The following is a 16,146-nucleotide window of genomic DNA, read 5'->3' as shown; positions in this document are numbered from 1 at the left end:
CCATCGTGCCGCTTTGATTCAATCGTCATGCCACCTGGATTGAATATAAGCGTTATCACTGAGACTGTGGCAGTTTTTTGCTACAGTTTTTATTCGGATAAACTAGCCAAGAATCCCCTTCAACTTGTTGCCAGTTGGCTCCCTGAGCGATGAGCACCGTCGCCAAACGCTCTCGCAGCGCGGTGACCTCGGCATAAACGCTGTGCAACAGCATGCCTCTCACCTGACGAATCTGCGGCACGGCGCGTTCCAGCTGATGGATAAGCTTGATAAAACCTGCCACCGCGCGGTTGTTCTGATTCTCTTTGCTGCGATTAACAAAATCACAGACGATAAGCTCTTCGTTTTCAAAACGGTACACCAGCTCAAAGTCGGTATGCTGAATGCGCATACCGATAATAAAATCACTGTTACCGAAGCGTTCAACCTGTGGCGTAAAGCCGTTGGCCGCCAGATAGCGGGTGACGACATCGGATTTTACTGCGGTATTGGGGGTTGCGGTCTGCATTTTTCTTTCCTTCAAGAGAATACGGCCGAAGCCGTATTCTTTGCGCGGTGGTGGGAGGAGAACCTGTCTTACATGCGAACTTTATCGAGAATGGCGCTCTGCAGGCGGGTCAGTTCGCCGGTCATTTCCAGCATGCGGCGTGAGGCTTCGGTGGCTTTATCAGCCGCCGCGCTGATAGTCTGACGAATTTGGGCCGCTTGAGCCTGCTGCATATCGGCTCGCAGTTCAATTTTCCGGGCGTCACGGGTTATGCCCGCGGCCTTCATACTCATGCCACTTTCAAAGGCTTTCCCCACCCCATTGAAGGTTTCGGAACCTGTCTTTACTGCATCTGCAAGCTTGCTACCGGCGGCAAAGCCCCCTGCTACACCAAACGCAGCGGAAATCGACCCGGTCACCATTTTCACCGTTGCGTTCGTCATGGCGGCCTTATAGTCAGTGTCAATCGCCTCTTTTTTCAATTCCAGAGAGGACATTTCTTTATTGAAAGCGTTTTTGAACGACGAACCGACGAAATCGCGCTGGAGATCTCGAATCTCGTTGTTCATTTTTTTCAACATCATCATTACTTCGTTAAGTGTGCCAATCACACCTTGGCCGTCGACAACGCTTGCCGTGGAAGAGGTTTCTGCGGAAGAGGTTACCGGTGCTGAATTAGTTTGATTAATCGTTGTCATTTTATAAATTCCATTTAAGTTTGGTGGTGCCTGCATTCCCGCAGGCGTAAGTTATTTTTAAATATCGATCGTGGGTAAAACCTGTCGCCGCTAAGACAATGGGCCTTTCATGCTGGCAATGCTGTGTGCTATTTGCTCCATCGAACCGTCGTCACGACTGGTCGATGAGGAGTCGGCCTGCCTCATTTGCTCCATTCTACTCGCGGCGCCCTTACCCAACCCGCCTATTATTTCATCAAGCCTGAACACCGCTGAGTCATCATACGCATGCAGAGTAATAGCATTGTTCAGTTGGCTGGCGGCATCCTGGGCCATGAGCACGGTATTTTTATTGCGATTCAGAGCCCACTGCGTTACGGCTTCTGCTATTTCACCAACCTGCTCTTGAATCTTTATTTCATAATGAGTATTAATGTTTTGACTGCGCAATTCATAACTGAGCAGGGTAATCACAGCAACCAGCGGCAGCATTTCTGCACGAAAATTATGCTCACGTTCACGCTGCTCAATAAACAATTTACCGAGTAGGTCCATCACCTCACCGCGGCTCATCGGCGCGGCAGAAAGGCGGTTGCAATTGGCCAACTCGGCCGAAACGTGACGGAGAGCCTTGCTGGCAAGCTCTTTCTCATGTCCGCTGAGCGGCGGTGAAAAGCTGCGGTCAAAGGCCTCAGCTAATTTCTCGATATTCTTACCCCTGCCTAATTCCAGCATGACTGCGCCTAACTGTGCTTTATCCAGCACGGGCAAGGAGTCGGCAAAGGCGCCGGACAATCGAGATTTACCTGTTGTTATTTTGTCATTTAAAGATGCCACGCCAGATGGCGTCGTATCGCTTAATCGCGGACTCATTGCCGTTATGCTAGTCATAGAGTCTCCGGCTTTACACCATGGATGAGGCGATGTTGACCTGGGTAGTTCCCATTTGGCTCATGGTCTGCAAGCCTTCCTCAATAATGGTGCCCTGGCCCTGCTGTAGCTCTCTGATTCTATCCAGCGCCTTTTTCTTGCTGTCGCTGTAGAGGTCGAAAATCATCTGATTCCACTGCTGGTCAACAATCAGCAAGGAAATATCCTTTTGGATTGAGGCTCGCTGCTTATCTATCACCGCCATACTCGCTTGCTGTGTGCCCTTACAGCCGGCAATAAGACCTTTTCCGAGTGTAGTAACGAGCGGAACACTACTCATAGCCTTCAATTGCGCCGTGGTACGCATGCTGGCCGTCACAGAATGGGTAGTGATTTTCTGGCCGCTTTTGACGGCTTGGTTGCCCGCCTTTTCAAGGGTTTGCTTAGCCATTTTTTCGACCGCGTCCTGACTAAAGTTTTTGGCCATCTTGCTGCTTGCCACTTTCTTGAGGAATTTCCCCCCCGTCTTGCTGGTAAAGGTAATGGCCTGCTTAGACAGTTGGGCAGTAATCAGCTCGGCACTTTCTGCGGCAATTTTTTTGGCAATTTGTGTCGCTGCAACGGAAATAATCTGTTTGCTGGCTTCCTTAGTACCGGCCTTGACTCCCTCTGAAATCGCGGTGTTCATAATTGCCTCACCGCCCTCTTTCATGACTTTTTTAGTGATGTTAGGAACAATTTTAGCCACCAGCGCATTTCTCACCGAACTGGTCACGTCAACTACTGCGCCGGCGATTTCAAACCCCATCTGCACGTAGCCCGCTTTTTCGGCCATATCATGATATTTATCGGCATTTTCGGGGTCGACAATTGCCAGGGTATTCGCGACGGCCTTAACCACACCGGCACAGCCTGCCAACAGATCCATTGCCCCGCCCGCCACCATCATCGGGTTGCCGCTCATTATGCCGCCGGCAATCTTCATGACGCCGGTCACCACTTCTACGGCTGCAACGACCCAGTCGAAACATACGCTGATAACGGCGGCTTTCTTGGTTTTGTCCTGCAGTTCAACATTGTTGGCTATTTCCTCTAAACGCGCTTTGAGCTGATCGGCACGCACTTGCTCCTGTTTATCGGAGAGGATTTTCATCACCTCGCATTTAGAGGTCACGGTATTGCCCAGAATTTCATTCGACAACAGCGTTGAGGCCATGAGCATGGAATCCATGGGCAGCGCAACGAGAGTCTCCAGGGTAAGATTTATGCCTGAATTACCTCTATCGTCATTACTTGCCGGTGGAATATTCTGCTTTACTCTTTCAAATGCAGCATCTGCCTCCCTGCGTGAGACCGGCGTGGCGGCGGCGCGCGGCGTGGCCAACGACGAGGTTTTCGGACAGTCTGTCGCGGCAAACAAGGTTTCAGCGTTAGTCTGCGTTTGAGTAACGGCACTGTTCTTTTTACTGACAACGTCTTTGGAAATGGCGCTATCGTCGGTAAGGGTATTGGCACTCATCGCGCCGTTGAGGATCATGGTCATGATATTTCTTCCTTGTATGAGGCCAGCATCCTTTGTGCGCTGCCCTTTATTTCCTGATACTGCGGTTGTGCTCCGCACCACATAGTGACGGCGTTTAATGCTTTGACTGCCTGCTCTTCACATCCCATGTATCGCAAGCTGATCGCGGTAAAGAATGCGCTACGCGGGTCATCAATTTTAAGCGAGGCTGCTCGCGTGAAACACCCTATCGCCTGGCCGTGGTCTTTAAGGCGCTGATGGCAAAGCCCTTGTGCCAGCAGATACTCAATATTCCAGTGGTCCAGGGTGCACAGCATGAGATACAAATTTCTCGCGGCGCTGAAATCCCCGGATGCGAACAGCTGACTCGCATAGCTTTCGATAGACTGCAGGTCTTTGTCGTCAACGTTGGACATCATGCGCAGCGAACCCCCGCGCGCCAAAAAGTACTCGAACAGTTCACTGTCGCTGGCGTTCTGATAATCAAAACTATTTTCTAACATCGGTCACTCCTTGAGATGGAACTCTAATCAGGCAGGCTTCATGCCTGCCGTGAGGCGATTAGTCCAAAAATTTTAATTGTCAGGCAAATGAACGGCGGTGCTTCTTGGCGATAGGTGCACGCGCTGGTTTCTCGGCGGCCGTTTCGGCTTTAACCTCTGCGTTTAAGGAGCTGGCCGCTGATTTTTTAGCCACACTCACCCCCACTTTCTCTTCAGGAATAAGCTGCTTCAATTGGCGACCCAATTCGTCAAAGGTCTTTTTGACCACCGCCACCTTTTCAACCATCGGCTGATGAAGCGGTTTATCACCCTTGGTCATCACGTCGCTCAATTTTTTCAACTTACTCATCGCAATCGGGCAGCTGTCGGCATTTTGATAGATCTGGCCAATTTCACCCTGAAGAGACTTAAACTCTTCAATTTGCTTTTTAAAACCGAGACGACGTCTTTGCAGCGCATCGATCATGCCTTTCAGTTCTTCCATTTGCTTCGATTCATTCATTTCTTATTTCCTCAATATATTAATTCACGGGAATGTTCGAACCGAAGGCACGGTTTCCCGTCACAGGCTATTCGTTATCGAATTGACTGTGCGATCGATTTAGTTGATTCACCGTTCATGCTCTGCACGGCGTTGGCCATCGCTACCGCAGTGTTAAAACTCTGCATCAGCTGTTGTAATTTTAATTGGCTGCTTTGCACAAAGTCGGTGGCGCGAGTGGCGGTTGATTCGAGTGCACCTTTAATTTCTTCAAGCGCAGCTTTGTCTAATTTAGGATCCTCATATTTTGGTGGAAAAGTATCAGTGAGCGCAGCCTTGATTTTCTGAATGTTTGCGCTATTTACACTATAAGACTGAGTCGTCTTGTCATATTTTAAGATTGACAGAGCATAGGTGTTTGCATCTTTACCCTCAAATTTAACGCCTTTACTTTCCAAATAAGACAAGGCAGTATGAATCCCCATGAGATCTTTACCCGATATTGCCCCACCCTTATTTCTAGCCAAGAGTTTATTTAAAAAATCAATTTGCTCCTGAATTTTCTTTGATTCTTCTGTCAACTCAGGGGATATTTCATTTGCTTTTAAATACTCGTCAATATTCTTACCCGCAACAAGAATATTGTTTTTTTTCATATAGTCGATGACGTCCTGAGGCAACTTGCCGACGTCTTCACCGCTTGCCAGCTTGGCAACAATGCCTTCAACGCGGTTGGCTAAATCGGTGGCGTCACGGCCTACCGCGGTTTTGTCCTGCATTTGCTTAAATTTACCCTGCGCAAGCTCGGTAAACATCAGCATCATCTCTTCCATGGTCACCATCGCGCCACCCATCATCGAATGGTTTTTCATCGCTTTGAGATAGTCGAGGTCGTTCTTTTCATTATTTGAATCGGGTACTTCGCCAGCGCTGAATGCGCTGATATTTTCGTTAGTGATAGTGGTCATAATAGGTAATTCCTTTTAAGTGTTTTAACCGCTGGCGGGATTTCCCGTCCGCCAACCCATTATTTATTATTCGATTAATTAACGAATCGACTGAGCAATTGATTTAGTTGATTCACCGTTCATGCTCTGCACGGCGTTGGCCATCGCTACTGCAGTGTTAAAACTCTGCATCAGCTGTTGTAATTTTAATTGGCTACTTTGCACAAAGTCGGTGGCGCGAGTGGCGGTTGATTCGAGTGCACCCTTAACTTCTTCCAACTCAGATTTGAGTAATTGTATCGTCCCGGCAGCTGCATTAAGCCTCTTTTGAGCCGCTTCCAACTGTTTCTCTGCGGCCTCAAGCTCTTTGGGTGTCGAGGCTTTAGCAACGTTAGCTTTGCAAACGCCCACTTCATTCTGACGTTCAGTAACGTTGCCTTGAAGATTCGCATGCCAGGAAATACTTTTCATATATTCGTCAATAGATTTCCCTCCAACGAGGATGTTATTTTTTTGCATATATTCAATAACATCCTTAGGAAGATGATCCATAGAATCACCGTCTTTCAGTTTGGCAATAATCCCTTCAACGCGGTTTGCCATATCGGTGGCGTCACGGCCTACTGCGGTTTTATCCTGCATTTGCTTAAATTTACCCTGCGCAAGCTCGGTAAACATCAGCATCATCTCTTCCATGGTCACCATCGCGCCGCCCATCATCGAGTGGTTTTTCATCGCTTTGAGATAGTCGAGATCGTTCTTTTCATTATTTGAATCGGGTACTTCGCCAGCGCTGAATGCGCTGATATTTTCGTTAGTAATAGTGGTCATAATGGTAATTCCTTTTAAGTGTTTTAGACCGGTGACGGAGTTTCCCTTCCGCCAACCCATTATTTATTATTCGATTAATTAACGAATCGACTGAGCAATCGACTTAGTTGATTCACCGTTCATGCTCTGCACGGCGTTGGCCATCGCTACCGCAGTGTTAAAACTCTGCATCAGCTGTTGTAATTTTAATTGGCTGCTTTGCACAAAATCTGTTGCGCGGGTGGCGGTGGATTCGAGCGCGTTTTTAACTTCTTCAAGCTGGGATTTTGACATCTTTTTGACGATGTTCTCTGGATCACCCCCTTCTTTTTTTACTTGTGCGGCATAGGATTTTTTTTCTTTTTCAATACGAGCAGTATCCCCCTTATGTTCAGGCGCCAAATTTTTCTCATCTTTCCAATACTGGTAATGCCATTCCGCTTGCGTATATCCCACGCCTTCTAAGAAATCATCAACACTCTTCCCGCCGATCAGAATGTTATTCTTTTTCATATAATCGATCACGTCTTGGGGCAACTCGCCAAGATCATCACCGCTTGCCAGCTTGGCAACAATCCCTTCAACGCGGTTGGCTAAATCGGTAGCGTCACGGCCTACTGCGGTTTTGTCCTGCATTTGCTTAAACTTACCCTGCGCAAGCTCGGTAAACATCAGCATCATCTCTTCCATAGTCACCATCGCGCCGCCCATCATCGAGTGGTTTTTCATCGCTTTGAGATAGTCGAGATCGTTCTTTTCATCATTGGATTGTGGTACTTCGCCAGCGCTGAATGCGCTGATATTTTCGTTGGTGATGGTGGTCATAATGGTAATTCCTTTTATTTACTTTCCATTTATTTTACCGGCGGGTAATACCGCACCGGCTTTTGATTAATTTTTACTTATAACTTTCAATTACGAGACATTATTAACGAATCGACTGAGCAATTGATTTAGTTGATTCACCGTTCATGCTCTGTACGGCGTTGGCCATTGCTACCGCAGTGTTAAAACTCTGCATCAGCTGTTGTAATTTTAACTGGCTGCTTTGCACAAAGTCGGTGGCGCGAGTGGCGGTGGATTCGAGTGCGCCTTTAAATTCTTCGAGCTGGGCTTTATCAAGTTTAGCTCCACTGCCACCTGCAGAAGCGAGATATTCCTTAACAGATTTACCCGCAATCTGAATATTATTTTTCTCCATATAGTCGATAACGTCCTTCGGAAGTACTGCCGTACTTTTGTCATCTCCCAGCTTGGCAATAATCCCTTCAACGCGGTTGGCTAAATCGGTGGCGTCACGGCCTACCGCGGTTTTGTCCTGCATTTGCTTAAATTTACCCTGCGCAAGCTCGGTAAACATCAGCATCATCTCTTCCATGGTCACCATCGCGCCACCCATCATCGAGTGGTTTTTCATCGCTTTGAGATAGTCGAGATCGTTCTTTTCATCATTGGATTGTGGAACTTCGCCAGCGCTGAATGCGCTGATATTTTCGTTGGTGATGGTGGTCATAATGGTAATTCCTTTTAAGTGTTTTAATCGCTGGTGGAATTTCCCTTCCGCCAACCAATATTTATTATTTGATTAATTAACGAATCGACTGAGCAATTGATTTAGTTGATTCACCGTTCATGCTCTGCACGGCGTTGGCCATCGCTACCGCAGTGTTAAAACTCTGCATTAGCTGTTGTAATTTTAGCTGGCTGCTTTGTACAAAATCGGTGGCGCGGGTGGCGGTGGATTCGAGCGCGCCTTTAATTTCTTCCATCTCGGCTTTGGTAAATTCCACTTTAGTCAAAGCTTCATAAAGGCCTTTTTTAGCACTTTTCAGCTCTGAGGTTGCTTTCTCTACCTCAGCGGGGGTCTTGGCGTTCGCGAGAGCCTTCTCTGCGGTATTCACTTTACCCTGAGCATTATTAATTTCAGTCTTCTTGGCCGGGATGCTCGTCGCGGCAAGCACATAGTCTTTGACCGATTTTCCAGCGATAAGAATATTGTTTTTATCCATATATTCCAGAACGTCCGCCGGTATCTTTCCGTTTTTATCACCTTCCACTTTGGCAATAATCCCTTCAACGCGGTTAGCCATATCGGTGGCGTCACGGCCTACTGCGGTTTTGTCCTGCATTTGCTTAAATTTACCCTGCGCAAGTTCGGTAAACATCAGCATCATCTCTTCCATGGTGACCATCGCGCCGCCCATCATCGAGTGATTTTTCATCGCCTTGAGATAGTCGAGGTCATTCTTTTCATTATTTGAATCGGGTACTTCGCCAGCGCTGAATGCACTGATATTTTCGTTGGTGATGGTGGTCATAATGGTAATTCCTTTTATTTACTTTCCGTTTTTTTTCGCCGGCAGGGAATTCCACACCGGCGGACATTTACTTTTTACTTCTCGTCTTTTAATTCAAAACGCTATTAACGAATTGACTGAGCGATTGCTTTAGTCGATTCTGCGTTCATGCTCTGTACGGCGTTAGCCATGGCTACCGCGGTGTTAAAGCTCTGCATAAGCTGCTGCAGTTTCAACTGATCTTGCTGTACAAAATCGGTTGCACGGGTAGAGGCTGATTCCAGGGTGCTCTGAATGGATTTCAGGGCTTTTTTGTCTAAATTAATCGCGCCAGTGCCTTCATTTGGCACCGTAGGGAGTGTGCCAGCAACATTATCTGCATTGTCACCCGCAGCACCGTTTACCGGCTTGGTCTGGTCCATGGTGCCGAATTTGCCTGCCTCTTTTGGTTTAGAAGCACCGTTGATGAAATCACCAATCGGCTTGTTGTTAACCAGAATGTTGTTGTCTTTAATATAATCAAGAATGTCTTGATCCAGGGTAGCCGTACCGTCTGCTGTAGCAATATTTGCCAGAGCGGACTCGACTCTTGTTGCCATATCGGAAGCGTCACGACCAACGTTGGTTTTCTCTCTCATCTGCTCAAACTTCTTAGCAGCCAGCTCGGTAAACATCAGCATCATCTCTTCCATGGTGACCATTGCGTCTCCCATGATGGAGTGGTTCTTCATCGCCATCAGATAGTCGTTCTTCTGAACGTCATTTTTATCCGCAACGGCGGTCGATTGTGCTGTGTTTACTCTTACTGTATCAATGTGGCTCATTACTTATTTCCTGTTAATTGATAGATGTTGCTCACAACGCTTTCCTAAATAATTTCGCTCCCTGCTGCGCTGCTAGTGGAGCCATATTAGCGATTCAAAAAAAGCAAACTTTCTGATTTCTGCAAAAACTTCTGTTTTTTCTCACAGCACTTTTTAATTGCAAATTAATATTGGCCGGCTTGCGCTCAATCAATGTCAGGTCAACACCTGATGTCTTCAAAATGGCATATAGAAGAAAATAAAATCGTATTAGAAATTCACTAACGGAAAATACGATGCCAGCAATAAGATTTATCGTAACCAAATGCGAGATATCCTTTTCTCATAAAGGAGGACTGCATGCATTTCCGGCTAATAGCCTGATAATTACCGATAATCATGCCCAAATGGTTGGCAAGATTGAAAGCGCCAATACCATTATTATGGATTTTTTTTGTTCGGATTTGCAGCAGCTTTATTCAACGGTCACGGAATTGCTTGATACTAACGTTCAACAAACCCTGAACCATGAATTAATAAAAACCGTAGGTGCAGAACACGCTGTTATAGAGGTGTTGTATTCCCTCGCAACTTTATCCGCAGACAGTTTTCTTCAATTTTGTTACACCTATTGCCTCAGCCGCGAAAGAACCTATTTTTCAGCGCTGCTTCGCCAACGAGTCTCCGGCAACAAAGAGTTTTGTCATTTTATTGAAGAAAACTTTCTTCAGCAGTGGCCGATTGCCAAATTAGCCGAAGAGCTGGACATACCTTTAAGGAAATTTAACCAACTTTTTCAAGATACCTATGGAAAACCCGCCAAACGCTGGCTGCTTGAGCGCAGGCTTGAACATGCCAAAAAGCTGCTGATTACTACCCCGCTGCGGGTCATTGATATCGCGCTGGAGTGTGGTTTTTCCAATCATGCCCATTTCACCGATACCTTTCGCCGCCATTACAGCTGCAATCCGAAACAGGTGCGGGAATACAAACGCCAAGAAAGTCACCAAGAAATCAGAATCTGAGGAAAACCTATGGATATTGAAGCCGTCACCAATCAGCTTTCACAGCTGGTAGAGAGCGCAGGTAATGAAGTTCAGGCGAAGGTTACCGCCGGCGATATGAATGACCCTGCGCAAATGTTGAAAGCCCAGTTTGCAATCCAGCAGTACTCGGTTTTTGTCAGCTATGAGAGCGCCATCATGCGCGCCGTCAAAGATATGTTGTCAGGGATTATTCAAAAAATATGATACCGCTCGATGCTTCACTCCGCCGACTGATGGTCGAAACTAGCCTGATGGCCGTGAACCACGGCTTTCACACCCAGGCACGTACCCTTCTGGCCGCACTGCCACTGCTCACCGAGAACCATGAGGCGCAGAAAATTATCGAAGCCACGCTGCTTATCGGCCTCGGCGAGAACAAGGCCGCCGCGTTGTCCCTCAAGGGTAATACGTCGCCAGATGCTGAAATATTACGTCGCCTGTTAACCCGCGGCGCACTGTCCCACTAATCCCCATTTCGTTTGCCAACAAAAGAGAGTTTATCAATGGAAATCACCGCAGCCACAATGAACGCCATGACCTCCAGCCTTGATGCTACTGAAGCGGTTTCTGCCGTGCCAGAAGCCGCCGATATCGAGGCATTTTCCCGCGCCCTGTTCGGCAAAGAAAATAAAACCCCGGAAGAAATGGCCGCAACGGGATTGCAGGAAAAAAGTGCCTCCTTTGTTCAGGCAAGCAAAAACTCCCGTTCAACCGCTGAGGTTATCAATAACCCTGAAGTGATGATGAAAGTGCAGTCGACGATGTCGAGAGAAATTCTTGAGGTCGATCTGATAGCCAAAGTCACGGGTTCACTTTCTCAGGGCATTAACAAGTTGACGAGTATGCAATGAAACGTTCTTACGGGCGCTATGCCCTGCTTGCAGTTCTGGCGCTGTGCCTGACCGGCTGTAAAATCGAACTTTATAGCGGGTTGTCGGAGGCGGACGCCAATCAGATGCTGGCCCTGCTGATGCTGCGTAACATTGACAGCGAAAAGAAAGTGGTCAAAGAAGACAGCGTGACGGTCAAGGTGGAACAATCGCAGTTCGTAGACGCCGTAGAAGTTCTTCGCCAAAACGGGCTACCCGCCAAACCTACCGACAGCATGAATGAGATATTCCCGGCCGGTCAGCTGGTCACTTCACCGGTTCAGGAACAGGCAAAGATAAACTACCTTAAAGAACAGCTGCTGGAAAAAATGCTGCGCGCGATGGACGGCGTGGTGAGCGCGCAGGTGTCGATAGCCGAGAGTATTTCCAGCAATCGCCGCGACCTGCCGATCCCTTCCGCCTCGGTGTTTATCAAATTTACGCCGGGCATCAATATGCACAGTCGTGAAGGCGATATCAGAAACCTTATCTATAAAGGGGTACCGAACCTGCGCGCCGAGAATATCTCGGTGGTGCTACAGTCCACTGATTATCGCTATGCGCGTCCGCTGCCGGTGGTTGAGCGGTCAGCGCTGCAGAAATGGGCACCGTGGATTGGCGGTGCCTCTGCCCTGCTGGTCGCCGCGATGGGACTGGTATGGATGGCGTTCCAGCGTCGGAAGAAAACCCCATGAACGATGCCCTCTCCGAGCCGTTAAAACGCCTGCATCAGCTTGCGTGGCAGGCCGGTGCGTGGATGGACGAGGGCTGGTGGCAGTCGCTGTCGCTGGCCGACTGGCAAAAGAGTTATCAGCAGTATCCGCGCACTCGCCCGCAGCTTGACCGGCTAATTGCCACACGCCGTGGGTTTCCGCAGTCAGCGCTGCCTTCTACCCTGACGCCGGAGCAGCTAAAGCTTCTCAAGCTGGAAGACCGCCTGCCGGGGCTTTGCACCGCGCTAGGGTTGCTGGCTATCTCCTGCCCCGATTACCTGATGATCGGCCACTATCGTCGCGTGCTGTCAGACATTCTTGGCTCTCGCGGCTGCGATCAGCTACTGGCGCTGGGCGAATTCAGCTCGCCACGGCCTGCCAGCCTTAGCCCCGAAACCTTGGTTGAACAGGCGCAGGAAACCGGCACGGCCTGGTGGCGCAGCGCATCGGAACACTGCGAGGTCTGTAACGCCATGCAAATTATTCTCCCGCCTGGGGTAAGTGAAGTCGTGCCAACGCTGGGCTCGCCGATACCCTGGTTACTGCGTATAGGACGTTTTATATGAGCCGACTAAACGTTGTCGTTAAACAGCTCGCCGGATGTTTCCACCACGGGCCGGTCATAACGGCCAGCAATCTGGAAGAATATATTCAGGCGGCCGATATCATTGAGCGTGCTCATCAGGAGGCGGCAGAACTGCGCAGCCGTGCCGAGGAATATCTCGACAACATCCAGCAACAGTGTGCCGAAGAACGCGAGGCCGCAAGACAGGAAGGGCAAGCGTGGGCAGAGGAAGACGCGCCGGCCCATCGCCAGAGCGCCGTCGCAGACGCGGTGGAATGGCTTATTTGTGAACATGAGCTTGAGGGCGATATTATCCAACGCCTGGAGCCTCAGATGCGCAATATCCTGGCTCAGGTGTTTAAAGAGTTTTACCTGCAGCAGGACGGCTGTCGTCTACTGCTCGATCGGCTGCGTGAAGTGCTCGATAAAATGCTGCAGCAGGAAGCCGGTACGCTGTTTGTCTGCCCAGACCAGTGGGAAGAACTGCGCCAGTCGTTTGCCTCCTATCCCTCTCTGGCGGTGAAAATGAACCCGCAGCTAGGACTGGGCGAGGCGCGGCTGGTCACACCGCTGGTGACGCTGTCGATCAATCTTGAAGAGCAGCTCGACGCGATTCTTACACGGCTGCTGAAAATGCGTGAGGACGGTTATTATGCAGATTAAGGTTGAACACTCGACCGTTCGTGCGCAGGTTCACGCGCCGCAGAACATCGCCGCCCATACGATTAATCATTCCCCTCTAAGAACGGCGAACATCAAGGCGACGCAGGTAACGCCGGCCAACTCAGCTATGGAGATGGCGAAAAACCAGCTTGAGCCGGAATTTATGGAGATGGAAGGCGCATTTCCTACCGATGAAGCCATGTACGAGACGCAGGAAAATATCGGTTTTACAATAGGTTCATCGCCGGGACGTGGACGCGGCCAATCGGGAGGCACCGGAGGCACAGACCGTTCTCGACCGCGCAGCATGGTGCAAAAACTTGTTAAAGCAGGCACCGCCAGCGAAGACGAGATTAAAGAACTGCGTAGTCGGATTGGCGGCATTGAAGAAGCGGAAGAAGTCGATGACCTGCTCAACTCGATGAAGCGCAATGAAATGGATGCCGGTGAGATGGCGCTGATGCTGGGCAGCATGCTCAACGAAGAGAATATTTCTCCATCACGGCGTAAAAAACTGCAGCAGGCGTTGAATAAGGTGATGGATGATGAAGACTGGCTACTGCAATTATTTGGCAGTCTGGAATTCGGCAGCCTCCACCGCAGTGCGCTCGGTGAGCTTCGCCGTCTGTATCAGAAGGCCGCCAGCAGGCAGTCAGGTCTGAATTACTGGTTCTCGCAGTTCCGTCAGCTTAAGGACCGTAAGCGCAAAATGAAGACGCTGATCCGCGCCCTCGCCTTCGAGCTTTCGGCCGAAAATGACGTCAGTGACATTCGCCTTGCCGCCGTCGTCACCGACCTTAAACGCATTTTGCAATTCATGACCATCGAAGATCACAGCCAAAAAATGGCCAAAGACCTGAAGATCCCTGAGGTGACGGGTGACCGTATTACCGAAGAACTGCTCGAAATTGTTCAGCAGTCCTGGGTTTACAGCGACTGGTTGTACCAACGCGCCAGCAGTATCTTACCGGAAGGTCATAGCCAACACGGCTATGCAAGACGCATGGTCGAACTGGTCAAAATGCTTCCGGAAGCCTGCTTTGAAGACGTCGAACAACGTGAAACGGTGATGCAGGCGTTTAGCGAGTATCAGGAAAGACTGGCAGACGAAGACGAGTAACCCAGACTTCGCCCGGTGACCTGCCGGTGTTAATAGAATGGGGCATCAATTTTCTCTGTCGCAAAGGCACGCTGGACCGCAGGACGGTAGGCAATCCGCGGCAAGTATTCTCCGAAGTCCGGTCTGGCTCTTGCCGGGTACGGCATATCACGGGTCCAGCGGGCAAGCATCAGAATAAACAAATCCACTACCGTGCAATCCTGCCCCAGAAAATAAGGTCCTTTACCCTCTTGCCTGTTGCGGCGCAGCCTGTTGTCGATCAGGTCCAGCGTGTCGGCAATATTTTTGCAGGCCTGCTCTCTGATTTCAGCTTTCCCACATTCGCTATATTTTTGCGGCATAAAGTAGGTCATCAGCTCAGTTTGCAAGGTACTAGTCAGGTAAAATAGCCACTGATAAAACTCACCGCGCTGGGGTGAACCCACGAGGGGACCAAAATTGCAGTCTGGGTTTTTATCAGACAAATACAAGCAGATAGCCGCAGTTTCAGAGATAACCGTCTCACCGTCGGTCAATAAAGGAATTTTACCTACCGGGTTAAGCGCCAGATATTCAGCGCTTTTGTGCTGATTGTTTTTGACATCGACGTTAACCAACTCGAAGGGTATTCCGAGTTCTTCGAGCAGCATATGCGGCGTCAGGCTGGCCTTGCCTCGGCAGTAGTAAAGTTGATACATCGCTTAACCTCCTTGTTGACTGGGGATTTTAAGCATAAGCCCAAATCCCCCTCCGATCCTCAGATCTTATGCAGAAATTTATCCGCTTTCAGTCAGCCTTTTATTTATCTCGACGTTCGTCATTAGCGCACCGCGCACCTCGAGCCGTTGCTCTTTATTGACCTTAAAGCCGCAATTTTCGAAAAAGGCCGGGCGGTGATACTGGCATGCATAGTCAGATGAGTTAAACACTCAGCGATGGCCTCCCTTTTTCAGTTCTTTCTGACAACGATACGGCGAATAATTTTGCCCGAGGACTGGCTAACAATTTTCTCATCCATCAACAGCTGGGCACCTGCAAGACCGTTTATAACGATGCGTTCGTCAAAGGCCGCATAGAGACGACCGCGCTCGTCGCGTTTGTCCTCCTCTTCGGTTACCCGCCAGCTGAGATATAAGATCCCCTGACTCTTTAGCAGCCTCAGCAGTTTTTGCACTGAGGGTTCTATCAAGTCGATGGGCAAATGCATGATGACCGTTTCACAGAGCACATTTTCAAAACTTTGCTCCTTCACGCCGACCAGTTCTGGCAACGCTGACTGAAACAGGCTGAGCTCAGGGTGCATTTCATGAGCCTGTAACAGCAGTCCTTTTGACGCATCGACGCCTACCGTTGGATAGCCATTAGCGTTAAGCCAGGCGGCATCTCTTCCGCTGCCGCAGCCGACGTCGATAGTTGGACCCTGAGTGAAAAACTTTCTTACCGTGTCACGAAGGTCCTCTCCTGCAGGCTGCGATTCCCATTCCTGCGCATAGTCGGCCGCATCACGGTCGTAGGTTGCAAGCGTTTTCATATCCATTAACTTTCTCCTCTCCATTACTTCACTTATTTTCTCGAATTTAATCCATAAATACTCCACTCGAAGTCAATGAAATGACCGACGACGTCACAATAATGTTAAAAAAATGTTTCAGATTGTCGTGAGTAATATTGATTGACGAAGTTATAAGTCAATGACATATTAGATTTATGAATATATACAGCGCACTAACACAGACAACCACCACAACGACTACCCTATCGGGTGGGTCGCAGGTTGTCTTACGCTGTTAACGA

The 16,146-nt window shown here is 49.0% G+C and carries 22 protein-coding genes; 8 read left to right on the top strand and 14 right to left on the bottom strand.

The window, feature by feature from the left end; translation table 11 throughout:
- Positions 1–55: 55 nt before the first annotated feature.
- The 12 genes from sseE to O1V65_RS05765 form a co-directional block, all read right to left on the bottom strand.
- A complete protein-coding gene (gene sseE / locus O1V65_RS05820) occupies positions 56–508 on the bottom strand; it encodes a type III secretion system effector protein SseE (protein WP_139802782.1) in 453 nt (150 codons plus the stop codon).
- Positions 509–576: 68 nt separating this feature from the next.
- Positions 577–1,185, bottom strand: a complete 609-nt coding sequence (locus tag O1V65_RS05815; protein ID WP_084912194.1) for a hypothetical protein — start codon at positions 1,183–1,185, stop codon at positions 577–579.
- Between the two features lie 90 nt (positions 1,186–1,275).
- The gene (locus O1V65_RS05810) at positions 1,276–2,055 is read right to left on the bottom strand and encodes a hypothetical protein (RefSeq protein WP_139802781.1); all 780 of its coding nucleotides are present in this window, start codon (positions 2,053–2,055) and stop codon (positions 1,276–1,278) included.
- 13 nt (positions 2,056–2,068) lie between these two features.
- Positions 2,069–3,577: a type III secretion system translocon subunit SseC family protein gene (gene sctE / locus O1V65_RS05805; protein ID WP_017490913.1), complete on the bottom strand. Its 1,509-nt coding sequence runs from the start codon at positions 3,575–3,577 to the stop codon at positions 2,069–2,071.
- The gene (locus O1V65_RS05800) at positions 3,574–4,059 is read right to left on the bottom strand and encodes a SycD/LcrH family type III secretion system chaperone (protein WP_017490914.1); all 486 of its coding nucleotides are present in this window, start codon (positions 4,057–4,059) and stop codon (positions 3,574–3,576) included. Before O1V65_RS05800 ends, sctE begins: the two co-directional genes overlap by 4 nt.
- A gap of 79 nt (positions 4,060–4,138) precedes the next feature.
- Positions 4,139–4,561: a hypothetical protein gene (locus tag O1V65_RS05795; RefSeq protein ID WP_017490915.1), complete on the bottom strand. Its 423-nt coding sequence runs from the start codon at positions 4,559–4,561 to the stop codon at positions 4,139–4,141.
- A 74-nt stretch (positions 4,562–4,635) separates the two neighbouring features.
- The gene (locus O1V65_RS05790; RefSeq protein ID WP_269130260.1) at positions 4,636–5,508 is read right to left on the bottom strand and encodes a hypothetical protein; all 873 of its coding nucleotides are present in this window, start codon (positions 5,506–5,508) and stop codon (positions 4,636–4,638) included.
- Positions 5,509–5,586: 78 nt separating this feature from the next.
- Positions 5,587–6,318 (bottom strand): hypothetical protein, encoded by a 732-nt coding sequence (locus O1V65_RS05785; RefSeq protein ID WP_017490917.1) that lies wholly within the window; start codon positions 6,316–6,318, stop codon positions 5,587–5,589.
- A 78-nt stretch (positions 6,319–6,396) separates the two neighbouring features.
- The gene (locus tag O1V65_RS05780; protein WP_017490918.1) at positions 6,397–7,122 is read right to left on the bottom strand and encodes a hypothetical protein; all 726 of its coding nucleotides are present in this window, start codon (positions 7,120–7,122) and stop codon (positions 6,397–6,399) included.
- Positions 7,123–7,225: 103 nt separating this feature from the next.
- Positions 7,226–7,810: a hypothetical protein gene (locus tag O1V65_RS05775; protein WP_017490919.1), complete on the bottom strand. Its 585-nt coding sequence runs from the start codon at positions 7,808–7,810 to the stop codon at positions 7,226–7,228.
- 76 nt (positions 7,811–7,886) lie between these two features.
- The gene (locus O1V65_RS05770) at positions 7,887–8,615 is read right to left on the bottom strand and encodes a hypothetical protein (RefSeq protein WP_084912192.1); all 729 of its coding nucleotides are present in this window, start codon (positions 8,613–8,615) and stop codon (positions 7,887–7,889) included.
- A gap of 104 nt (positions 8,616–8,719) precedes the next feature.
- Positions 8,720–9,418, bottom strand: a complete 699-nt coding sequence (locus O1V65_RS05765; RefSeq protein WP_017490921.1) for a hypothetical protein — start codon at positions 9,416–9,418, stop codon at positions 8,720–8,722.
- A gap of 275 nt (positions 9,419–9,693) precedes the next feature.
- Between O1V65_RS05765 and O1V65_RS05760 the strand changes: the two genes are divergently transcribed.
- Genes O1V65_RS05760 through sctW form a run of 8 tightly spaced genes read left to right on the top strand, consistent with a single transcriptional unit; the run spans position 9,694 to position 14,373 of the window.
- Positions 9,694–10,422 (top strand): helix-turn-helix domain-containing protein, encoded by a 729-nt coding sequence (locus O1V65_RS05760; protein ID WP_084912191.1) that lies wholly within the window; start codon positions 9,694–9,696, stop codon positions 10,420–10,422.
- Positions 10,423–10,431: 9 nt separating this feature from the next.
- Positions 10,432–10,647, top strand: coding sequence for a type III secretion system needle filament subunit SctF (gene sctF / locus O1V65_RS05755; RefSeq protein WP_017490923.1), 216 nt, complete (start codon positions 10,432–10,434; stop codon positions 10,645–10,647).
- Positions 10,644–10,910, top strand: coding sequence for an EscG/YscG/SsaH family type III secretion system needle protein co-chaperone (locus O1V65_RS05750; protein ID WP_017490924.1), 267 nt, complete (start codon positions 10,644–10,646; stop codon positions 10,908–10,910). The genes sctF and O1V65_RS05750 overlap by 4 nt, the downstream gene beginning before the upstream one ends.
- 36 nt (positions 10,911–10,946) lie before the next feature.
- On the top strand, positions 10,947–11,294 hold the full coding sequence (gene sctI, locus O1V65_RS05745) for a type III secretion system inner rod subunit SctI (protein WP_017490925.1): 348 nt from the start codon (positions 10,947–10,949) through the stop codon (positions 11,292–11,294).
- Entirely contained in the window at positions 11,291–12,007 is a 717-nt protein-coding gene (gene sctJ, locus O1V65_RS05740; protein ID WP_017490926.1) for a type III secretion system inner membrane ring lipoprotein SctJ, read from the top strand. The genes sctI and sctJ overlap by 4 nt, the downstream gene beginning before the upstream one ends.
- A complete protein-coding gene (locus O1V65_RS05735) occupies positions 12,004–12,591 on the top strand; it encodes a type III secretion system domain-containing protein (RefSeq protein WP_017490927.1) in 588 nt (195 codons plus the stop codon). Before sctJ ends, O1V65_RS05735 begins: the two co-directional genes overlap by 4 nt.
- Positions 12,588–13,253 (top strand): hypothetical protein, encoded by a 666-nt coding sequence (locus O1V65_RS05730; protein ID WP_017490928.1) that lies wholly within the window; start codon positions 12,588–12,590, stop codon positions 13,251–13,253. Before O1V65_RS05735 ends, O1V65_RS05730 begins: the two co-directional genes overlap by 4 nt.
- Complete coding sequence (gene sctW / locus O1V65_RS05725; protein WP_017490929.1) at positions 13,243–14,373, top strand: type III secretion system gatekeeper subunit SctW; 1,131 nt, start codon at positions 13,243–13,245, stop codon at positions 14,371–14,373. Before O1V65_RS05730 ends, sctW begins: the two co-directional genes overlap by 11 nt.
- A 29-nt stretch (positions 14,374–14,402) precedes the next feature.
- Here sctW and O1V65_RS05720 read toward each other — a convergent pair whose 3' ends face one another.
- Positions 14,403–15,050, bottom strand: a complete 648-nt coding sequence (locus tag O1V65_RS05720; protein ID WP_017490930.1) for a glutathione S-transferase family protein — start codon at positions 15,048–15,050, stop codon at positions 14,403–14,405.
- A gap of 251 nt (positions 15,051–15,301) precedes the next feature.
- Positions 15,302–15,889 carry a class I SAM-dependent methyltransferase gene (locus O1V65_RS05715; RefSeq protein ID WP_017490932.1) on the bottom strand — a complete coding sequence of 196 codons (588 nt, stop codon included), beginning with the start codon at positions 15,887–15,889 and terminating at the stop codon, positions 15,302–15,304.
- Positions 15,890–16,146: the final 257 nt, after the last annotated feature.

Origin of the sequence: Rouxiella badensis (assembly GCF_026967515.2) — a bacterium.
Taxonomy (GTDB): domain Bacteria; phylum Pseudomonadota; class Gammaproteobacteria; order Enterobacterales; family Enterobacteriaceae; genus Rouxiella; species Rouxiella badensis.
The sequence above is the reverse complement of the archived record's forward strand: the minus strand, read 5'-3'. Positions and strand labels throughout refer to the sequence as shown.